Source organism: Burkholderia pulmonis (assembly GCF_984667975.1).
In genome coordinates this window covers 358,899-379,444 of the sequence record NZ_OZ480187.1, presented here as the reverse complement: position 1 = coordinate 379,444, position 20,546 = coordinate 358,899, and the positions used below count along the sequence as shown (strand labels likewise).

The window sequence follows — 20,546 nt, the reverse complement described above, 5'->3', positions numbered from 1 at the left end:
GCGCACCCGCGCACGGACGCCGGTAGACTGGGTTCATCAACTTTCGTCGTGGATTCGACCGTGCTCAACCGCACGGCACCACACCGCAAATGAACCGAGGTACGCCCGTGAACATTGCCGACCTTCAACCTGCCGCCGAGTCGACGGACATCGCGCAACGCGTCGACGCGATCGACTGGCCGACCGTCAATGCCGACCTCGATCGCTACGGATGCGCACGCGTGCCGGGCCTGATATCGGTACGCGAATGCGATGCGCTCGCGTCGCTCTATCCACGGGATGCGCTCTATCGTTCACGCGTCGTGATGGCGCGACACGGCTTTGGCCGCGGCGAATACAAATATTTCGCGTACCCGCTGCCCGCGGTCATCGGCGAATTGCGCGCGACGATCTACCCGCATCTCGCACCGATCGCGAATCGCTGGAACCAGGCACTGGGGATCGACGTCCGCTACCCGAAAGGCCACGGGACCTTTCTCGATCGCTGCCACGCGGCGGGACAGGTGCGACCGACACCACTGATCCTGCAATACGGCCCGGACGACTACAACTGCCTCCATCAGGACCTGTATGGCGAGCACGTGTTTCCGCTGCAGGTCGCGATCCTGCTGTCGGCGCCGGGCCGCGATTTCACCGGAGGAGAGTTCGTGTTGACGGAACAGCGGCCGCGCATGCAGTCGCGTGCGGAAGTCGTGCCGCTGATGCAAGGCGACGCGGTGATCTTCGCCGTGCATGGCCGCCCCGTACAGGGAACGCGCGGCGTCTATCGCGTCAATCTGCGCCACGGTGTGAGCCGGATCCGAAGCGGCCATCGCCACACGGTCGGCATCATCTTTCACGACGCACAGTAGCCGCAACCGAAGCGACCGCGATGCTGTCGTGCCGCCCATCCCGCATCGAGCTTATTCAGGAAAGCTCCGCGCATCATTGCCCGGGGCGCGTCGCGACCGGGCATTGCCGCTCAGCCGATCACTCGCCCACAGCGATAGATGACCGATCGCGCTGATCGTCAGGCCATATCAATGGTCGCGACGGTTCGGAGATTCCGGTGAGCAACGACAAACAGACAAGTTCACCGGCCGCCACGCAACTGCGATCTGCAGTCCGCCCTATCCTCGTGCCGCGCTCGCCCGCAGCCGGTCGCCTGCATCGGAGGCGAGCCGCGCATAGCCCGGCAACGTCAGCAGCGCGAGCACGCCCGCCGCAACGAACGCCCAGCGGAAATCGTCGAGCACGTAGTGCATGCCGGCCGCATCGCCGCGCACGAGTGCCGCGAGCCGCAATGACAATGCACCGAACGCGATCCCCATCCCGATCGTCATCTGCTGCGCAGCGCTCCACAGCGTGCTGGCTGCGCTCGTCTGCTGAGCCGGGATATCCGCATAGGCGAGCGTCGCAAGCGTCGTGAACTGCATCGATCGCGTGAGTCCGTAGACGAATACGACGAGCAGCGTGATCGCCAGCGGCGTCGATGCGGTCAGCCAACCGCACGCGATCGTGAAGAAGCCGACGATCGTCACGTCGACGAGCGCCACGCGCCGGAAACCGTACCGGTCGAGAATCCACGATGTGCCCGCCTTCATTCCGAGGTTGCCGAGCGCGCTTGCGAGCAGCAGCAGACCGGACTGGAACGGCGACAGCCCGAAGCCGATCTGGAACAGCAGCGGCAGCAGGTACGGCACGGCGTTGATCGCCATCCGCGTGATCGAACCGGTGATCACCGTGACCGAGAACGTCGGTATCTTCAGCGTCGTGAAATCGAGGAGCGGATGTGCACTGCGTCGCGCATGCCACCACGCAGCCACGCCGAACAGCACGCTCGCCCCCACCAGGACGCCGGCGCGCGTGAAGTCGACATCCTGCTGCCCGGCGGTCTCGGTGCCGATCAACAGGCACGTCAATGCGCCGCCTGCCAGCACGAAGCCGACCCAGTCGAGCGGCCGCTGCTCGTCGGCCCGCGTATTCCGGACGATCAGCCAGGTACAAACGAGCGCGGCAATGCCGAACGGGACGTTCAGCAGGAAGATCCATCGCCAGGACGCATAGGTCGTGATGAACCCGCCGATCGGCGGCCCGACGACGGGCGCGACGATGCCCGGCCATGTGATCGTCGCGATCGCACGCATCAACTTGGCCTTCTCGGTACTGCGCACGACGATCATCCGCCCGACCGGCACCATCATCGCTCCGCCGACACCCTGCAGCAGCCGCGCGGCCGTGAACGACATCACGCCGTCCGAGAGCCCGCACAGTACCGACGCGCCGGTAAAGACGACGATCGCGCTCGCGAACACCGTGCGCGAACCATAGCGGTCAGCAATCCAGCCGCTGATCGGAATGAACACCGCCAGTGCAAGCATGTAAGCCGTCATCCCGAGACTCAACGCGTTCGGCCCGACGCCGAACGAGCGGGCCATTTGCGGCAGCGCTGTCGCGATCACGGTCGTGTCGAGGTACTCCATGAAGAACGTCGCGGCGACGAGATACGGCAAGAAGTCGGTCGTCCGACCACCTTGGGCAGGGCTGTCAGTCATGAACGATGCAGGAACGGAATGCGGAAGACACCGACCGCCGGCGGATGTGGACCAACGCCAGGAATCGGGACGAATGGCGATATTACCCCGAAGGGTCCGCGTTCCGCTCTGCAGCGCACGTCGCGCGAATGGACTTTATGCGCATAGATTTTTATGACGATTTCTTGATGCGTTTGCTGAGGGGCGCGCACGATCGGGCCGACACGGCGTGTCGAAGGACGGGTAGATCAAGCAGGAAGGTCGCGTCAGAAGACGGCATTGGCCAAGCATTGTCGACGAACGTCGCTCATCATCGCCCATCACAATATCGCCGCTGAATGCGGCGACATCGGCCGGATGTCGGCTGACTGGGGATCGCTGTAGTCCGTGGAAGGACGTGTCAGAGGATTTTGGTGGTGTCTGGTGACCGGGAATCGCTCTGGAACGGAGCTTGAATCGACGTCCCCAGCGCCGCAGCGGTGGTCACGTTGTGCTTCGCCGCTCCACACGCATTTCCTTTGCACCAATGCAAAAACCCCCGCCTTTCGGGCGGGGGTTCTTGGCTTAGGGAGCCTGACGATTACCTACTTTCACACGGGAATCCGCACTATCATCGGCGTAGAGTCGTTTCACGGTCCTGTTCGGGATGGGAAGGGGTGGGACCGACTCGCTATGGTCATCAGGCAAAGAGGGTTGTTGTGCTGACTTCGCAGCACAACCAATCTTGGAAGAAGCAGTAATTTGGTTGGGTTGTGAGGTTGTATCTCACACACATGCGGTACTTCAACCGCAGTACATCGAGCGCCTTGCACTCGATGCTCGACATTCGTACAGCGCTGAAGCGCTAACGACTGTCGAGACAGACTTGTTATAGGATCAAGCCTTACGGGCAATTAGTATCAGTTAGCTGAACGCATTACTGCGCTTACACACCTGACCTATCAACGTCCTGGTCTCGAACGACCCTTCAAGGGGATCTAGTCCCCAGGGATATCTCATCTTAAGGCGAGTTTCCCGCTTAGATGCTTTCAGCGGTTATCTCTTCCGAACATAGCTACCCGGCGATGCCACTGGCGTGACAACCGGTACACCAGAGGTTCGTCCACTCCGGTCCTCTCGTACTAGGAGCAGCCCCCTTCAAATATCCAACGCCCACGGCAGATAGGGACCAAACTGTCTCACGACGTTTTAAACCCAGCTCACGTACCTCTTTAAATGGCGAACAGCCATACCCTTGGGACCGGCTACAGCCCCAGGATGAGATGAGCCGACATCGAGGTGCCAAACACCGCCGTCGATATGAACTCTTGGGCGGTATCAGCCTGTTATCCCCAGAGTACCTTTTATCCGTTGAGCGATGGCCCTTCCATACAGAACCACCGGATCACTATGACCTGCTTTCGCACCTGCTCGACTTGTCGGTCTCGCAGTTAAGCACGCTTATGCCATTGCACTATCAGCACGATTTCCGACCGTACCTAGCGTACCTTCGTACTCCTCCGTTACGCTTTGGGAGGAGACCGCCCCAGTCAAACTGCCTACCATGCACTGTCCCCGACCCGGATCACGGGCCAAGGTTAGAACCTCAAACAAACCAGGGTGGTATTTCAAGGACGGCTCCACCGAAACTAGCGTTCCGGTTTCATAGCCTCCCACCTATCCTACACAGATCGGTTCAAAGTCCAATGCAAAGCTACAGTAAAGGTTCATGGGGTCTTTCCGTCTAGCCGCGGGTAGATTGCATCATCACAAACACTTCAACTTCGCTGAGTCTCGGGAGGAGACAGTGTGGCCATCGTTACGCCATTCGTGCAGGTCGGAACTTACCCGACAAGGAATTTCGCTACCTTAGGACCGTTATAGTTACGGCCGCCGTTTACCGGGACTTCAATCAAGAGCTTGCACCCCATCATTTAATCTTCCGGCACCGGGCAGGCGTCACACCCTATACGTCCACTTTCGTGTTTGCAGAGTGCTGTGTTTTTATTAAACAGTCGCAGCCACCAGTTTATTGCAACCCCTTCACCCTCTGCCCGCAGGGGCATCAAGCTACAAGGGCGTACCTTATCCCGAAGTTACGGTACCAATTTGCCGAGTTCCTTCTCCCGAGTTCTCTCAAGCGCCTTAGAATACTCATCTCGCCCACCTGTGTCGGTTTGCGGTACGGTCATTGTTAAACTGAAGCTTAGAGGCTTTTCTTGGAACCACTTCCAATTGCTTCGCTTCCTAAGAAGCTCGCGCCACACCCTTGAATTCCGCACCCGGATTTGCCTAAGTGCCTTCTCCAATGCAGCGACCGGGACTTCCAACACCCGGACAACCTTCCGCGATCCGTCCCCCCATCGCATTTAACAATGGTGCAGGAATATTGACCTGCTTCCCATCAGCTACGCATTTCTGCCTCGCCTTAGGGGCCGACTCACCCTACGCCGATGAACGTTGCGTAGGAAACCTTGGGCTTACGGCGAGGGGGCCTTTCACCCCCTTTATCGCTACTCATGTCAGCATTCGCACTTCCGATACCTCCAGCACGCTTTTCAACGCACCTTCGCAGGCTTACGGAACGCTCTCCTACCATGCGTGCAAAGCACGCATCCGCAGCTTCGGTATATAGCTTAGCCCCGTTACATCTTCCGCGCAGGACGACTCGATCAGTGAGCTATTACGCTTTCTTTAAAGGATGGCTGCTTCTAAGCCAACCTCCTGACTGTTTTAGCCTTCCCACTTCGTTTCCCACTTAGCTATATTTGGGGACCTTAGCTGGCGGTCTGGGTTGTTTCCCTCTTGACACCGGACGTTAGCACCCGATGTCTGTCTCCCGTGATTGCACTCTTCGGTATTCGGAGTTTGCTATGGCGGGGTAATCTGCAATAGACCCCCCAACCATGACAGTGCTCTACCCCCGAAGGTGAGACACGAGGCACTACCTAAATAGTTTTCGGAGAGAACCAGCTATTTCCAAGTTTGTTTAGCCTTTCACCCCTATCCACAGCTCATCCCCTAACTTTTCAACGTTAGTGGGTTCGGACCTCCAGTACGTGTTACCGCACCTTCATCCTGGCCATGGATAGATCACTTGGTTTCGGGTCTACGCCCAGCAACTGAACGCCCTATTCGGACTCGCTTTCGCTACGCCTGCCCTATACGGTTAAGCTTGCTACTGAACGTAAGTCGCTGACCCATTATACAAAAGGTACGCCGTCACCCCTTTCGAGGCTCCGACTGTTTGTATGCATGCGGTTTCAGGATCTATTTCACTCCCCTCCCGGGGTTCTTTTCACCTTTCCCTCACGGTACTGGTTCACTATCGGTCGATCACGAGTATTTAGCCTTGGAGGATGGTCCCCCCATCTTCAGACAGGATTTCACGTGTCCCGCCCTACTTGTCGCACACCTAGTTCTTTCATACTGTTTTCGCCTACGGGGCTATCACCCGCTATGGCCGCACTTTCCAGAGCGTTCGGCTAACAATACAAATAAAGAGTGCAAGGCTCATCCCATTTCGCTCGCCACTACTTTGGGAATCTCGGTTGATTTCTTTTCCTGCGGTTACTTAGATGTTTCAGTTCACCGCGTTCGCTTCACATAGCCTATGTATTCAGCTATGGATACTCCAAAAGGAGTGGGTTTCCCCATTCGGACATCTACGGATCAAAGCTTGTTTGCCAGCTCCCCGTAGCTTTTCGCAGGCTACCGCGTCCTTCATCGCCTGTGATCGCCAAGGCATCCACCACATGCACTTGTTCGCTTGACCCTATAACGAGTCTGTCTCGTCTTTCGACGCTACAGTCGCTACAGGTTGAGTTCTCGCATTTGTGCCGTATTCCAATTGAGCCGAACATTAAGTTCGAATCATCTTGAGATACATCGATACAATCACAACCCGGATAGTTTTCACGTCCATCTCATAGACGCTTCCGCTATCCAAATTACTTACTTCTTCCAGATTGTTAAAGAACGACAGCCGATATGGTGTTACTCATATCACTCTGACTGGCTCAATCGCCAATGACAAAGACTCGAACATCGCTTCGTTCGAACGCTTGTCATTGAAGATTGGTGGAGGCAGACGGGATCGAACCGACGACCCCCTGCTTGCAAAGCAGGTGCTCTCCCAGCTGAGCTATGCCCCCATGTACAGGTATCCTCAGGTGTACCGCCAGATAAGACGGTGGTGGGTCTGGTTGGATTCGAACCAACGACCCCCGCCTTATCAAGACGGTGCTCTAACCGACTGAGCTACAGACCCCTGAGTCTGTCTTTAATTTACAGCCGATAAGCGTGAGCGCTCAACTTTGCGAGAAGCTCTAGAAAGGAGGTGATCCAGCCGCACCTTCCGATACGGCTACCTTGTTACGACTTCACCCCAGTCATGAATCCTACCGTGGTGACCGTCCTCCTTGCGGTTAGACTAGCCACTTCTGGTAAAACCCACTCCCATGGTGTGACGGGCGGTGTGTACAAGACCCGGGAACGTATTCACCGCGGCATGCTGATCCGCGATTACTAGCGATTCCAGCTTCATGCACTCGAGTTGCAGAGTGCAATCCGGACTACGATCGGTTTTCTGGGATTAGCTCCCCCTCGCGGGTTGGCAACCCTCTGTTCCGACCATTGTATGACGTGTGAAGCCCTACCCATAAGGGCCATGAGGACTTGACGTCATCCCCACCTTCCTCCGGTTTGTCACCGGCAGTCTCCTTAGAGTGCTCTTGCGTAGCAACTAAGGACAAGGGTTGCGCTCGTTGCGGGACTTAACCCAACATCTCACGACACGAGCTGACGACAGCCATGCAGCACCTGTGTATCGGTTCTCTTTCGAGCACTTCCACCTCTCAGCGGAATTCCGACCATGTCAAGGGTAGGTAAGGTTTTTCGCGTTGCATCGAATTAATCCACATCATCCACCGCTTGTGCGGGTCCCCGTCAATTCCTTTGAGTTTTAATCTTGCGACCGTACTCCCCAGGCGGTCAACTTCACGCGTTAGCTACGTTACTAAGGAAATGAATCCCCAACAACTAGTTGACATCGTTTAGGGCGTGGACTACCAGGGTATCTAATCCTGTTTGCTCCCCACGCTTTCGTGCATGAGCGTCAGTATTGGCCCAGGGGGCTGCCTTCGCCATCGGTATTCCTCCACATCTCTACGCATTTCACTGCTACACGTGGAATTCTACCCCCCTCTGCCATACTCTAGCTTGCCAGTCACCAATGCAGTTCCCAGGTTGAGCCCGGGGATTTCACATCGGTCTTAACAAACCGCCTGCGCACGCTTTACGCCCAGTAATTCCGATTAACGCTCGCACCCTACGTATTACCGCGGCTGCTGGCACGTAGTTAGCCGGTGCTTATTCTTCCGGTACCGTCATCCCCCGACCGTATTAGGGCCAAGGATTTCTTTCCGGACAAAAGTGCTTTACAACCCGAAGGCCTTCTTCACACACGCGGCATTGCTGGATCAGGCTTTCGCCCATTGTCCAAAATTCCCCACTGCTGCCTCCCGTAGGAGTCTGGGCCGTGTCTCAGTCCCAGTGTGGCTGGTCGTCCTCTCAGACCAGCTACTGATCGTCGCCTTGGTAGGCCTTTACCCCACCAACTAGCTAATCAGCCATCGGCCAACCCTATAGCGCGAGGCCCGAAGGTCCCCCGCTTTCATCCGTAGATCGTATGCGGTATTAATCCGGCTTTCGCCGGGCTATCCCCCACTACAGGACATGTTCCGATGTATTACTCACCCGTTCGCCACTCGCCACCAGGTGCAAGCACCCGTGCTGCCGTTCGACTTGCATGTGTAAGGCATGCCGCCAGCGTTCAATCTGAGCCAGGATCAAACTCTTCAGTTTAAACCTGTTACTGTTTTCGGTTCAGTTAAGAACCGGTCGCTCACTCAAAGCTGACAGGAATATGAATCACTTCATAAACCTGACTTACTTTAGTGTGAGACTCTTGATACTTTCGCTATCTGATCCGAGGATCAGCTCGCTTCCATCAAGCGCCCACACTTATCGGCTGTTAATTTTTAAAGAGCATTTCTGCGAGGAACTTCGCGTCTCTCAGCAGCGCTGCGTTTTCAGCAACAGAGAAGCGAGATTATGAACCGTGTTTCGCAGCTCGTCAACAACTTTTTACACTACATCGTTGCGACTGCGGGGCTCAACTTCCGTACCGCCGAGGCCGTTACCACCAAGCCCCAACAGCACTGCTTCCCTTCCTCTCGCGCCGCGTTTCCGTTAGCGCGAAAGAGGCGTGATTCTATGCACCCGACAGCAATCGCGCAAGGGGTTTCGCAAAAAATATAAGGCCCCGCACGCTGCCGCGTGCGGGGCCTTATATAGAGGCAGTCGAACCGTCAGGCTGTACGCACCTGGCGCTCGACGAGCTCCATATAGTGATCGAGATCCGGCGTCACCTTGCCCTCCTCCTTCGCCGTGTCGTCCCAGCGGCGCAGACGCAGCGCGTCCTCCGCGAACGGACGCTGCAGGAACGCCGCCGTCTCCTCCTCGGTGAAGATGCCGCCCTGCAGCGCGAGGCTGCGCACCGAGTCCGCCGACAGGCTTTCGAAGTAGCCGGCGTCCGTGCGGCACAGGCAGCGCTTCGCGTCGACGTGCAGGCGGATCGGCTCCAGCACCGCGTCGGAAAACAGCGGCCGCAGGAACGGCAACACGTAATACTGGTGCAGATCGTCGATCCCGCGCGCGCTTGGCGTCTCGCCCTGGCGATTCAGCAGATGGCCGAGGTCGTGCAGGAACGCCGCCGCGACCAGCGCTTCGTCGGCGCCCGCCTCTTCCGCCAGCAATCCGCTCTGCAATGCGTGCTCGAGCTGCGTGACCGGTTCGCCGCTATAAGCCACATGGCCATGCTCGCGATACAGCCCGTGGATCTCTTCGACCGTCAATGCCATTCGTTTACTCCCAAGGCAGCGAAAACGTCTTCAGGTTCGTGAAGCTCTTCATCGCCTCCTGAACGCCTTCCTTGTAGCCGAGCCCCGAATCCTTGATCCCGCCGAACGGCGACAGCTCGATCCGGTAGCCGGGCACTTCCCATACATTCACCGTGCCGACGTTCAGTTCGTTCACGAACCGCACGACGGCCGCCGTGCTGTCGGTACACACGCCGGACGACAGCCCGAACGCGGTCCCGTTGCTGATCCGGATCGCGTCGTCGATCGTGTCGAACGTGATCACGGGGGACACCGGCCCGAAGGTCTCCTCGCGCACGATCGTCATCGACGGATCGACGTTGTCGAGCACGGTCGGCGCATACAGCGCGCCGCGCCGCACGTTGCCGGTCAGCAGGCGCGCGCCCTGCGCGACCGCCTCTTCCACGCGCGCCTCGAACAGCCGCGCCGCTGCCTCGTCGATCACCGTGCCCATTTCGTTCGCGGGATCGAACGGATCGCCGTACTTCCACGCACGCGTCTTCTCGACGAGCAACTCGGTGAACGCGGGTGCGATCGAGCGCTGCACCAGCATCCGCTTGACGGCCGTGCAGCGCTGGCCGGAATTCCGGTACGAGCCGAGTACCGCCAGCGACGTCGCGCGTTCGAGATCGGCGTCGTCGAGGACGATCAGCGGATCGTTGCCGCCCAGTTCCAGCACGATGCGCCGGTAGCCGGCCCGCGCGGCGATCGCCTTGCCGATCGCGACGCCGCCCGTAAACGTGATCAGCGACGCATGCGGATGCGTGACGAGTTCGTCCGCGATCTCGGCCGGGTCGCCGGTCAGCACCTGCAGCATCGGCTCCGGCAATCCGGCTTCGTACAGCAGGTCGGCCAGATAGAACGCCGACAGCGGCACCTTTTCGGAAGGCTTCACGATCACGCGGTTGTTGGTCGCGATCGCCGGTGCGATCTTGTGCGCCACTTGGTTCATCGGATGATTGAACGGCGTGATCGCGACGATCACGCCGTCGAGCGGCTGCCGCTGCGAGAACACGCGCCGCGCCTTGCCGTGGGGCGTCAGGTCGCACGAGAAACTCTGCGCGTCGTCGCGCAATGCCTCGACCGCCGCGAACTTCAGTACGTCGGCGACACGGCCGATCTCGTAGCGGGAATCCTGTTTCGACAGCCCCGATTCGAGCGTGATCAGATCGGACGCTTCCTCGATGCGTTCGCGCAGCAGCGCAGCCGCACGCTCCAGAACCTGCGAACGCTCGTAGCGCGTGAGCGTCGGCCGGTAGGCCATCGCGTAATCGAACGCCGCGCGCACATCGTCGACGCTCGCGAGCGGTGCCGTGCCGACGCGCGTGCCCGTGTACGGGTCGGTGACGTCGAGCGTGCGTTCGCGCATCGCGCGCGTGCCGCACCAGCGCAATGCCTCTGCACGAAACGCCGGATGATCTTGCCGGGGATGAGCCATCATGTCGCGATCCGGTTCAGCACGAAATCGAACACGTCGAAGTTGCGCGGGCGACGTGCGGGATCGTCCCGCTCGATACGGCGATTGAACAGCAACGGCACTTCCTGCTCCGACACGCCGCCATGCGAGCGCAGCGGCACCGTGAGGCCCGACAGGTCGTGTTCGCGCTCGCGCGTGCCGAGCGTCATGTCGCGCCGGCCGATCACGACGAGATCGCCAATCCGGTCGGCCGGCAATTCGAAACGGGCGGCGGCTTCCGCGTTGTCGAGCACGAGCTCGACGCCATCGAGCCCGCCGACGCGCCACATCGCCTCGGCCCGGTCGACGCCCGGCGCCAGGTAGATCGTCGCAAACGAGCCGAGCGCGCCGTGGTGCACGACGTACGGGTCGGTGATCGGCAGGATCACGCGCGCCGCCTGCGCACCGTACCAGCCGTCGAATGCGTCCTGCAGATAGATCACGTTCGGGCGGCCCGTCACCGGGTCGTGCTTCGCGTTCATCCCGTGGTCGGCCGTGAGCCCGATCGCCCAGCCGAGCGCGTCGAGCTGCGCGAGGTAGCCGTCCATCATCGCGTAGAACGCATTCGCGCCCGCACTGCCCGGCGCGCACTTGTGCTGCACGTAATCGGTGGTCGACAGGTACATCAGGTCGACCTGGCGGGTCTGCGCGAGCCGCACGCCGGCCGCGAACACGAATTCCGACAACGCCGCGCTATAGACATCCGGTGACGGCAGGCCGACCCAGTCGAGCACGTCGACGATTCCGTTTTCCGCGAGATTCGCCTGCGCGGCCTTCTCGGCGGAGAAGCAGATGCCGTGCATCTGCCAGCCGAGCAGCCGGCGCAGCTTGTCCTTCGCCGTCACGACAGCCACCCGCGCACCGGCGTCGGATGCCGCCGCGAGCAACGTGCCGGCACGCAGGTACGCCGGATCGTTCATCATCACTTCGGCGCCGCGCCCGCCGTCGGCGGCCGGATCCCAGAAATAGTTGCCGCAGATCCCGTGGACCGACGGCGGCACGCCGCAGACGATCGACAGGTTGTTCGGGTTGGTGAAGGTCGGCACGACGCAATCGCCGCGCCATGCGGTGCCTTCCGCGATCATCCGGCCGATGAACGGCGCGGCGCCTGCTTCCACCGCACGTTCGAGATAGTCATACCCGCAGCCGTCGACGCAGACGACGACGGTCGGCTCGACCGGCAGCCGGTAGCGCCGGCCGTTGACGTCGACCGAGCGACCCGCAAGATCGGTCGACGCGCCGGCGGGCGGCGTGTCGCCGGGATGGCGCAATGCGAACGCGGCGTTCATGATGCCGCCCGCTTGCCGCGCGGCACGCGCGCAGCGATCAGCAGCAGCGCCGCGAGCGACGCGCCGAGCATCAGCAGCGACAGCGCCGAGGCCGGAAGGTAGTAACCGCGCTCGACCTGGCCGATCACGACGATCGGCACGGTCGCGAAGCCCGGCGGATAGACCGTCAGCGTCGCACCGAGCTCGCCGAGCGACAGCGCGAAGCCGAGCGCGAGGCTCGCGCGCAGCGCCGGCACGAGTTGCGGCAGCAGCACGCGGCGCAGCACCATCGCGGGCGGCGCACCGAGGCTCGCCGCGGCTTCGCGCAGCACGGTCAGCTCCGGACGCAGTGCGGCAGCCGCGCAGCGATAGCAGAACGGCAAAATCAGCGCGAGCTGCACGAGCACGACGATCGCCGCCGAGCTCGACAGGTCGAGCGGCTTCTGGTGATACGCGATCAGCACCGCGAGCCCGAGCACGACGCTCGGCACGCCGTTCGGCACCATCACGAGCGCGTCGACCACCGCGCCGAGGCCGCGGCGGTCGCGCCCTTCGAGCGCCAGCGCAAGCCACAGCCCGAGGATCGTGCCGATCGCCGACACGCCGAAGCCGATTTCGAGGCTCGTCAGCAGCGCGTCGTACTCCGGCGATCCGAGCCGCTCGAACCAGCGCAGGCTGTAGCCGGCCGGCAAAATCGTGCCCGACCATTGCGTCGCCACGCTCGACAGCGCGACGACGACGACCGGCAGCACGAACAACCAGAAGCACGCGAATGCGGCCAGCGCGAGCGCGGCACGCGATGCATGCTTGAGCAGCGCGTCGCTCCAGCCGATCTGGTGGCGCGGCACGGCTTGCCCGATACGAAATTCAGCGGACATCGTTTCCTCCCGTCGCACGCCGGTTCACCCGGCGATAAACCGCATACAGCGCCAGCGACAACGTCAGCATCACGACCGCGCCGGCCGATGCGGTCGGCAGGTCGAGATCGACGGTCGCGCTGCTGTAGATCGCGACCGGCAGCGTGACGAGCCGCGCGCTGCCGAGCACGAGCAGAATCCCGAACTCGTTCAACGTCAGCAGGAAGCACAGCACGGTGCCGGCGGCGATGCCCGGCCATGCGATCGGCAGCACGACGCGGCGCGCGAGCATCAAGCCGGGTGCGCCGAGACTGCGCGCGGCTTCGATCAGCCGCAGGTCGAGCGTCGCGAACGACGCGAGCGTCGGGCGCACGACGAACGGCGTGTAGAACACGGTCTGCGCGAGAATCACGCCGCCGATGCCGAACAGGAAATCGAGCGGCGGATTCTCGAGATGGAACAGGTGCTGCAACGCAATGCTGATCGACCCTTGCGAGCCGTACAGGAAGATCAGCGTGAACGCGACGAGGAATGACGGGAACGCGACGTACAGTTCCAGGAAGCGCGTGACGAGCGAGGCGCCCGGGAACGGCTTGAAGAACAGCAGCGCGGCCAGCAGCACGCCGAGCACCGACGCGGTGCCGGCGCTCGCGAACAGCACGCCGAGCGTCGTCAGCAATACGCCGCGTGTGTCGGGGTTGCCGAAGAACGTCTGGTACGCGGCGAAACTGAACCCGTGGTCACCCGACACGCTCAGCAGCACGAGCCGCACCAGCGGATAGACGACGAGCGGGCCGAGCACGACGACCGCGAGTGCGGCCAGGTGGAGATCGCCCATGCGCTTGCGGCGCCGCGCGGCGGCGGCGTGCGCGGCGGCCGACGCGAGCACGTGCGGCGGCAGGCCGGCTTCAGGGCTCGATAAGGACGACATCGTCTGCCTCGCAATGCAGGGACACGCGCGCACCGCGCTCGGGGGCCGCGCCGCGGCCGCGTTGCATCGTGACGCGCACGGGCTCGTCGGGCGCCGCGTCGATCACGACCGCGATCGACAGGTCCGCGCCCTGCCATTCGACCGACGACACCGTGCCGTGCAGGCCACCGGCCGCGGGCGGCATCACGGTCAGGCGCTCGGGGCGCACGCACGCGACCTTGCCGCGCACTTCGTGGCGCGGATCGCCGAGCGGGAAGATCACGTGCGGCGGCAGCAGGTTCGCCGGGCCGAGATAGCGTGCGACGTAGCCGTCCTGCGGCGCGTCGTACAGCTGCTGCGGCGTGCCGAGCTGCGCGATATGGCCGTCGCGCATCAGCAGCGCACGGTCGGACAGCACGAGCGCGTCGTCGCGGTCGTGCGTCACGCAGACGACGGTCAGGTTCGGCAGGCGCTCGTGCAGCGCCTTCAGTTCGCTGCGCACCGATGCGCGCAGGTTGGCGTCGAGCGCCGACAGCGGCTCGTCGAGCAGCAGCACGTCCGGTTCGATCACGAGCGCGCGCGCCAGCGCGACGCGCTGCTGCATCCCGCCCGACAGTTGCGCGGGCAGATGGTGGCCCGCGTCGCCGAGCTGCACGAGCTTCAGCGCGTCGGCGACGCGGCGCGTCACTTCCGACGACGCCATGCCGCGTGCGCGCAGCCCGAATGCAACGTTCTCGAACACCGACAGGTGCGGGAACAGCGCGTAATTCTGGAACAGCAGACCGAGATTGCGCTTGTGCGGCGGCGCATAGGTCAGGTCGCGTCCGGCAACGGTCAGCGTGCCGGTCAGGCCGTCGGCCTTCACGAACCCGGCGATGAAGCGCAGCAGCGTGGTCTTGCCGCAGCCGCTCTTGCCGAGCACGGTCAGAAATTCACCGGCGCCGATCGACAGCGACAGATCTTCCAGCACCGTGCGTGCGCCGTAGCGCACGCTCAGGTGTTCGATCTGCACGCCGCCCGGCGCGCCGGACCGCAGCGTCGCGTGCGGTTCGGCGGCGCCGAATGCGCCGGGATGGGTCAGGGTGGTTTCCACCGGGTTCATCCTCTTGCTCACTAATACAGGCGGCGCGCGCCGATCACTTCGGCTTGACGACGTCGAGCTGCTTGCCCGAGCTGCCGATCACGTCCTTCTTCCAGCGCTCGATCCACACCGGCTTCTTCGCCATCACCTGGGTCCAGTCGACCGGGATCAGCTTCACGCCCGCGATCGCCTTCTTGACCGCTTCGCCGTTCTTGCCGGCCAGCGGCACGTCCGTGCGGCCCGGGATGCCGTACATGTCCGGCACCTTCGACTGCACTTCCGTCGACATCAGGTAGTCGATCAGCTTCTTGCCGGCGTCCTGGTTCGGGCCGCTCTTGATCAGGCCGATACCGTACGGGAGCTGGAACGTGGTCGGCTGGTCGCCGTCCTTCGCCGCCAGGAAGATCGGCTTGACGGACAGCGCGCCGTGCTCGGCGTCGTCGAGGTCCATCTGCAGATCGCCGTTCGCGACGCTGATCTCGTTACGCGACAGCAGCACGTTCAGGTAGCCCGTGCCCTTCGTGTGGAACTTCACGCTCTGCGACAGCTTCGCGAGGTAGTCGAATGCCTTGTCCTCGCCCATCAGCGACGTCGTCAGGATCAGCACGGCCATCCCGTCGCCGGCCGTGGCCGGGTTCGAGTACGCGACCTTGCCGGCGTAGGCCGGCGACAGCAGGTCGGCGAACGTCTTCGGCTGGTTCTTCACGACGTCCGGGTTGATCGCGAACGAGAAGTAGTTGTTCACGAACGTCGCCCACGTGCCGTCCTCGGCCTTCGCGATGGCCGGCACGTTCTTGTAGTTCACGCTCTGGTACGGCTGCAGCAGGCCCATCTGGCCGGCTTGCTGGATGAACGGCGGCAGCGTGACGATCACGTCGGCCTTCGGGGAATTCTTCTCGATGTTCGCGCGGTTCACGACCTCGCCGCTACCTGCCGTCACGATGTTGACCTTGACGCCTTCCTTCTTCTCGAAGGCCGGCAGCACATCGCGATAGAGGTTCTCGAGACCGTCCGCCGTGTACAGCACGACCGCGTTTGCCGCATGCGCCGGCATCGCGGCACCTTGCAGCAGACCGGCGGCACAGGCGGCCAGCGCGAGCTTGCGGAACGCGCCGGCAGCGGCGCGCGAGGGTTTCTGCAGTGTCATCTCACTTCTCCGTAGGCGGAACACCAAACGGCCGGGGCACGATCCGGCTCTCCTGTTATCTCCGGGCAGCGCCGATCGACGGCCTGCCGCGCTGCCGCGCTGAAGCTGGGTTTCGCGCGGCAACCGAAGGATCACAGCGTTCGATGACAAACCCGTGACGAATGCCACAATTTCCAAAAAATGACACATTTTGCCAATATCATGCAAGTCATTCAGAAATACCGTCCGGTGTTTCGTTCGACCTCTGCTGGAGAAAAACCATGTCCGACCCGATCCTGCTCACGCCCGGCCCGCTCACCACGTCCGCCACAACACGCCACGCAATGCAACATGACTGGGGTTCGTGGGACACCGCTTTCAATCAGCTGACGGCCAGCGTCTGCGCCGACCTCGTCGCGATCGCGAAAGGCGGAGACGAGTACGTCTGCGTGCCGATGCAGGGGAGCGGCACGTTCTCGGTCGAAGCCGCGCTCGGCACGCTGGTGCCGCGCGACGGCGTCGTGCTCGTGCCCGACAACGGCGCGTATTGCGCGCGCATCCTGAAGATCCTCGGCCGGCTCGGCATCGACGCGATCGCGCTGCCGTTCGGCGAGGACGCGGCCGTCGACGCCGCAGCCGTCGAAGCCGCGTTCGCGCGCGAGCCGCGCATCACGCACGTCGCGCTCGTGCACCTGGAAACGAGCGCCGGGATCCTGAATCCGCTCGATGCAATCGCGGCCGCGTGCCGGCGCCACGGCAAGGGGCTGATCGTCGATGCGATGAGTTCGTTCGGCGCGCTGCCGATCGCGCTCGCGGACAGCGGCATCGACGCGCTGATCTCGGCGAGCGGCAAATGCCTCGAAGGCGTGCCGGGGATGGGGTTCGCGATCGTGCGGCGCGACGCGCTCGACGCCTGCGAAGGCAACTCACCATCGCTCGCGCTCGATCTCCACGATCAGTACGCGTACCTGCGCAAGACGGGCCAGTGGCGCTTCACGCCGCCGACGCACGTGATCGCCGCGCTGCGTGCGGCGCTCGACCAGTACCTCGCCGAAGGCGGCCAGCCGGCGCGCGGCGCGCGCTACGCGGACAACTGCCGGACGCTGGTCGAATCGATGCGCGCGCTCGGCTTCGTGCCGTTCCTCGACGCGAGCGTGCAGGCGCCGGTGATCGTCACGTTCCACGCGCCCGACCATCCGGCCTACGATTTCCGCCGCTTCTACGACGCGGTGCGCGATGCGGGCTTCGTCCTGTATCCGGGCAAGCTCACGCAGCTCGAGACGTTCCGCGTCGGTTGTATCGGCGCGATCGATGCGAGCGATATCCGGCGCGCGGTCGCGGCAATCGCGCAGGCGGTCGAATCGCTCGGCATCGCCGTGCAGCGCGCATAACGCTGCCGACAAGCCGGCCCACGCGCCGGCCCGCACAAACAAAAAAGCCCGGCGGCCAACCGGCCGCCGGGCGAACGCACTGAATGTGCGTGGAGCCGATGCTTACAGTTCGATCCGCTTGATGTCGCCGACGACGAAGATGTACGACAGCGCACCGACCAGCGCGATCACGCCGATGAACACGAGCGCACCGACGAACGAGCCGGTCGACGCGACGATGAAGCCGACGACGAGCGGCGTGACGATGCCCGCGAGGTTCGCCGCGAAGTTGAAGATGCCGCCCGTCACGCCGAGCAGGCCGTCCGGTGCGATGTCCGATACGAGCGTCCAGCCGAGCGCGGCCATCCCCTGCGCGAAGAACGCAACCGACATGATCGCGATCACGGCCTCGTTGCTCTTCACGTAGTTCGCGAGAATGATCGTCGACGCGAGCAGCAGGCCCGCGATGATCGGCAGCTTGCGCGCGAGGTTCGCGGACTTGCCGCGGCGCAGCAGCCAGTCGGAGAAGATGCCGCCGAACATCACGCCGACCGACGCGGCGATGAACGGCATCACCGCGAAGAAACCGATCTTCAGCCAGCCCATGTGGCGCTCGGTGGCGAGGTAGGTCGGGAACCAGGTCAGGAAGAACACGAGCGTCGAGTTGCCGGCGAACTGGCCGAGGCAGATGCCCGCAAGCTGGCGCTTCTTCAGCAGCTGGCCGGCCATCGCCCAGCTGAACGACTTCTGCGCACCCTTGCCGCCCTTGTCGCCGTCCTTGCGCACGCCGTGCACCAGCCCGCCGCCCGCTTCGATGTACGCCAGCTCCTCCGAGTTCGCGGCCGGATGGTTGCGCGGCTCGTGATAGAACTTCCACCAGACCAGGCCGAACACGATGCCGATCGTGCCGACGACCCAGAACAGCGAGCGCCAGCCGAATGCGCCCATCAGCGCGAACAGCACCGGGCTGAAGAACGCGAGGCCGATGTATTCGCCGACGGTATAGGTGCCCGTCGCCATCGCGCGCTCGTTCTGCGGGAACCACGTCGCGACGACGCGGCTGTTGGTCGGGAAGCACGGCGCCTCCGCGACGCCGAGCCCGAGGCGGCACGCGAGCAGCGTCCCGACGCCGGGCACGAAGCCCTGCAGGAACGTGCACAGCGACCACAAAGTCATCGACCAGTAATAGGTGACCTTGCTGCCGAACCGGTCGAGAAAGAGGCCGCCGGGCACCTGCGCCGCCACGTACGTCCACGAAAACGCGGAAAACATGATGCCCATCACGGCCGCGTTGATGCCGAGCTCCTTGGTGAGCTGCGGCGCAGCCACCCCCAGCACGGTGCGGTCGAGATAGTTGATCATCGTGCCGATCGCGAGCAGCGCGAGGATCTTGTAGCGCGCCGACGTGCGCCGGACCGTACCGGCCGCCTGCGCGGGCGCGGCGCTCGTGTGGGTGGTGTGCTGCATGGTCGTCTCCTGGTCTCTCTTTCTGTAAAGGGTCAGCGCGCGACGAGCGACTGAAAGTGATCGAACATCCGCTCGGCGTCGGGCGTGCGCCCGGTGAAGATCTCGAACGCGTCGACGGCTTGGTAGACGGCCATTCCGCCGCCCGGCAGCGTGGCGCAGCCGGCCGCGCGCGCGGCGTGGATCAGTTCGGTTTCGAGCGGGAAATACACGATGTCGGCCACCCACATGCCCGCATGGAGCAGCTCGGCCGGCAGCGGCAGGCCCGGGTGCTTGGTCATGCCGGTCGGCGTTGCGTGGATCAGGCCTGTCGCGGCGCGCATCGCGGCCGCCAGATCGCCGCCCGGCGCGACCCGCGCGGCGGGGAAGCGCTGCTGCAGTTCGGCCGCGAGCGCGGCGGCACGCGTGCCGTCGACATCGAAGATCGTCAGTTCGGCCGCCCCCATCTGCAGTGCCGCGTGCGCGACGGCCGCGCCCGCGCCGCCGGCGCCGAGCTGGACGACGCTGTCGAGCTTCGCGTCGGGCAACCCGCGGCGGAACGATTTCGCGAAGCCCGACCAGTCGGTGTTGTGGCCGATCCGCTTGCCGTCCTTGAACAGCACGGTGTTCACCGCGCCGAGTGCACGCGCGTCGTCCGACAGCGCGTCGAGGTGTTCGATCACGCGCTGCTTGCACGGGTGCGTGATGTTCAGCCCGTTGTAGCCCATCCGCTGCGCGGCATCGAGCAGTTGCGGCAGCGCATCGACGGTCACGCCGAGCGCGTCGAGGTCGATGCGCCGGTACACGTAACCGAAGCCCTGGCGGAAACCTTCTTCCTCGTGCATCGCGGGCGACAGCGAACCGCCGATGCCCTGGCCGATCAGGCCGATCAGAAACGACGGGCGGCTCATCGTGCGGCTCCCTGCGCGAACAGCGTCGCGAGACGCTGCAGCGCGAACACATAGCCTTCGGTGCCGCAGCCGCAGATCACGGCTTCGGCGACCGCCGACACGTACGAATGGTGACGGAACGCCTCGCGGCGATGCACGTTCGAGATATGCACCTCGATCACCGGCTTCGCGATCGCGGAAAGCGCGTCGGCCAGCGCGACCGACGTATGCGTATAGGCGGCCGGGTTGATCACGATGCCGTGTGTGTCGTGACGTGCGGCATGCAGCCAGTCGATCAGCTGATGCTCGGCGTTCGACTGGCGGAACTCGATTTCCAGCCCGAGCCGTTCGGCTGCCGTGCGGCAGCGCTGCTCGACGTCGGCGAGCGTTTCCGCACCGTAGATATCGGGTTCGCGTGTGCCCAGCAGATTCAGGTTCGGGCCGTTCAGCACCAGCACCTTGTGCTTGCTCATGGTGATTCTGCTCCTGAAACAGGGGCGGACCAGGATCGGCGCCGCCCCGAAGACATCGGAATTTGGCGCTAGTGTGCGCCCATGCATCCGGGCTGTCTTTCCGGGTTTTCGCTAATTTGTACCATCTAGTTAGTTTGTACAATACGCATCACCAGCCCAGTAAATGCGGGATATGGCGTGCATTCAAAACTCAACGACTGGTCCATTCAGGACCGGCTCGACCGACGCCATGCCCCGCT

General features: G+C 62.9%; 13 protein-coding genes, 2 tRNA genes and 3 rRNA genes. 2 read left to right on the top strand and 16 right to left on the bottom strand.

Translation table 11 applies throughout. The annotated features are described in order from the left end of the window. The first annotated feature begins 89 nt into the window (after positions 1–89). A complete protein-coding gene (locus AC5LXK_RS18545; protein ID WP_493392932.1) occupies positions 90–851 on the top strand; it encodes a 2OG-Fe(II) oxygenase in 762 nt (253 codons plus the stop codon). A gap of 258 nt (positions 852–1,109) precedes the next feature. On the opposite strand, the gene AC5LXK_RS18540 is transcribed toward AC5LXK_RS18545, so the two are convergent. From AC5LXK_RS18540 to phnS, 13 genes are all read right to left on the bottom strand, one after another. Beyond that, the gene (locus AC5LXK_RS18540) at positions 1,110–2,534 is read right to left on the bottom strand and encodes a DHA2 family efflux MFS transporter permease subunit (protein WP_493392931.1); all 1,425 of its coding nucleotides are present in this window, start codon (positions 2,532–2,534) and stop codon (positions 1,110–1,112) included. A gap of 550 nt (positions 2,535–3,084) precedes the next feature. Then, positions 3,085–3,197 (bottom strand): 5S ribosomal RNA (gene rrf, locus AC5LXK_RS18535). A 188-nt stretch (positions 3,198–3,385) separates the two neighbouring features. Beyond that, positions 3,386–6,267, bottom strand: a 23S ribosomal RNA gene (locus tag AC5LXK_RS18530). A gap of 303 nt (positions 6,268–6,570) precedes the next feature. Beyond that, positions 6,571–6,646 (bottom strand) — tRNA-Ala (locus tag AC5LXK_RS18525). Between the two features lie 39 nt (positions 6,647–6,685). Beyond that, a tRNA-Ile gene (locus tag AC5LXK_RS18520) sits at positions 6,686–6,762 on the bottom strand. A gap of 62 nt (positions 6,763–6,824) precedes the next feature. Beyond that, positions 6,825–8,357, bottom strand: a 16S ribosomal RNA gene (locus AC5LXK_RS18515). The 16S, 23S and 5S rRNA genes sit together here with 2 tRNA genes alongside, the layout of an rRNA operon. A 506-nt stretch (positions 8,358–8,863) precedes the next feature. Beyond that, positions 8,864–9,415 (bottom strand): phosphonate degradation HD-domain oxygenase, encoded by a 552-nt coding sequence (locus AC5LXK_RS18510; RefSeq protein WP_493392930.1) that lies wholly within the window; start codon positions 9,413–9,415, stop codon positions 8,864–8,866. Positions 9,416–9,419: 4 nt separating this feature from the next. Then, positions 9,420–10,874: a phosphonoacetaldehyde dehydrogenase gene (gene phnY, locus AC5LXK_RS18505; RefSeq protein WP_493392929.1), complete on the bottom strand. Its 1,455-nt coding sequence runs from the start codon at positions 10,872–10,874 to the stop codon at positions 9,420–9,422. Continuing rightward, on the bottom strand, positions 10,871–12,178 hold the full coding sequence (phnA, locus tag AC5LXK_RS18500) for a phosphonoacetate hydrolase (RefSeq protein WP_493392928.1): 1,308 nt from the start codon (positions 12,176–12,178) through the stop codon (positions 10,871–10,873). Before phnA ends, phnY begins: the two co-directional genes overlap by 4 nt. Continuing rightward, positions 12,175–13,035, bottom strand: coding sequence for a 2-aminoethylphosphonate ABC transport system, membrane component PhnV (gene phnV / locus AC5LXK_RS18495; protein ID WP_122170376.1), 861 nt, complete (start codon positions 13,033–13,035; stop codon positions 12,175–12,177). Before phnV ends, phnA begins: the two co-directional genes overlap by 4 nt. Next, positions 13,025–13,945, bottom strand: coding sequence for a 2-aminoethylphosphonate ABC transporter permease subunit (gene phnU / locus AC5LXK_RS18490; RefSeq protein WP_493392927.1), 921 nt, complete (start codon positions 13,943–13,945; stop codon positions 13,025–13,027). Before phnU ends, phnV begins: the two co-directional genes overlap by 11 nt. Then, positions 13,923–15,026 carry a 2-aminoethylphosphonate ABC transport system ATP-binding subunit PhnT gene (gene phnT / locus AC5LXK_RS18485; RefSeq protein WP_493392926.1) on the bottom strand — a complete coding sequence of 368 codons (1,104 nt, stop codon included), beginning with the start codon at positions 15,024–15,026 and terminating at the stop codon, positions 13,923–13,925. Before phnT ends, phnU begins: the two co-directional genes overlap by 23 nt. A 34-nt stretch (positions 15,027–15,060) precedes the next feature. Beyond that, positions 15,061–16,152, bottom strand: coding sequence for a 2-aminoethylphosphonate ABC transporter substrate-binding protein (gene phnS, locus AC5LXK_RS18480; RefSeq protein ID WP_493392925.1), 1,092 nt, complete (start codon positions 16,150–16,152; stop codon positions 15,061–15,063). Between the two features lie 260 nt (positions 16,153–16,412). Between phnS and AC5LXK_RS18475 the strand changes: the two genes are divergently transcribed. Beyond that, positions 16,413–17,522 carry a 2-aminoethylphosphonate--pyruvate transaminase gene (locus AC5LXK_RS18475; protein WP_493392924.1) on the top strand — a complete coding sequence of 370 codons (1,110 nt, stop codon included), beginning with the start codon at positions 16,413–16,415 and terminating at the stop codon, positions 17,520–17,522. A 102-nt stretch (positions 17,523–17,624) separates the two neighbouring features. Here the strand turns inward: AC5LXK_RS18475 and AC5LXK_RS18470 are convergent, their stop codons facing one another. Genes AC5LXK_RS18470 through aroQ form a run of 3 tightly spaced genes read right to left on the bottom strand, consistent with a single transcriptional unit; the run spans position 17,625 to position 20,307 of the window. Continuing rightward, complete coding sequence (locus AC5LXK_RS18470; protein WP_493392923.1) at positions 17,625–18,968, bottom strand: MFS transporter; 1,344 nt, start codon at positions 18,966–18,968, stop codon at positions 17,625–17,627. Positions 18,969–19,000: 32 nt separating this feature from the next. Next, a complete protein-coding gene (locus AC5LXK_RS18465) occupies positions 19,001–19,855 on the bottom strand; it encodes a shikimate dehydrogenase (RefSeq protein WP_493392922.1) in 855 nt (284 codons plus the stop codon). Beyond that, positions 19,852–20,307, bottom strand: coding sequence for a type II 3-dehydroquinate dehydratase (gene aroQ / locus AC5LXK_RS18460; RefSeq protein ID WP_493392921.1), 456 nt, complete (start codon positions 20,305–20,307; stop codon positions 19,852–19,854). The genes AC5LXK_RS18465 and aroQ overlap by 4 nt, the downstream gene beginning before the upstream one ends. Between the last annotated feature and the right edge of the window lie 239 nt (positions 20,308–20,546).

Excerpts from the sequence above, each read along its gene's own strand:
- phnY (WP_493392929.1), bottom strand. The coding sequence starts at position 10,874 with ATGATGGCTCATCCCCGGCAAGATCATCCGGCGTTTCGTGCAGAGGCA.
- AC5LXK_RS18465 (WP_493392922.1), bottom strand. The coding sequence starts at position 19,855 with ATGAGCCGCCCGTCGTTTCTGATCGGCCTGATCGGCCAGGGCATCGGC.
- AC5LXK_RS18545 (WP_493392932.1), top strand. The coding sequence starts at position 90 with ATGAACCGAGGTACGCCCGTGAACATTGCCGACCTTCAACCTGCCGCC.
- aroQ (WP_493392921.1), bottom strand. The coding sequence starts at position 20,307 with ATGAGCAAGCACAAGGTGCTGGTGCTGAACGGCCCGAACCTGAATCTG.
- AC5LXK_RS18475 (WP_493392924.1), top strand. The coding sequence starts at position 16,413 with ATGTCCGACCCGATCCTGCTCACGCCCGGCCCGCTCACCACGTCCGCC.
- phnV (WP_122170376.1), bottom strand. The coding sequence starts at position 13,035 with ATGTCCGCTGAATTTCGTATCGGGCAAGCCGTGCCGCGCCACCAGATC.
- phnS (WP_493392925.1), bottom strand. The coding sequence starts at position 16,152 with ATGACACTGCAGAAACCCTCGCGCGCCGCTGCCGGCGCGTTCCGCAAG.
- phnU (WP_493392927.1), bottom strand. The coding sequence starts at position 13,945 with ATGTCGTCCTTATCGAGCCCTGAAGCCGGCCTGCCGCCGCACGTGCTC.
- AC5LXK_RS18510 (WP_493392930.1), bottom strand. The coding sequence starts at position 9,415 with ATGGCATTGACGGTCGAAGAGATCCACGGGCTGTATCGCGAGCATGGC.
- AC5LXK_RS18470 (WP_493392923.1), bottom strand. The coding sequence starts at position 18,968 with ATGCAGCACACCACCCACACGAGCGCCGCGCCCGCGCAGGCGGCCGGT.
- phnT (WP_493392926.1), bottom strand. The coding sequence starts at position 15,026 with ATGAACCCGGTGGAAACCACCCTGACCCATCCCGGCGCATTCGGCGCC.
- AC5LXK_RS18540 (WP_493392931.1), bottom strand. The coding sequence starts at position 2,534 with ATGACTGACAGCCCTGCCCAAGGTGGTCGGACGACCGACTTCTTGCCG.
- phnA (WP_493392928.1), bottom strand. The coding sequence starts at position 12,178 with ATGAACGCCGCGTTCGCATTGCGCCATCCCGGCGACACGCCGCCCGCC.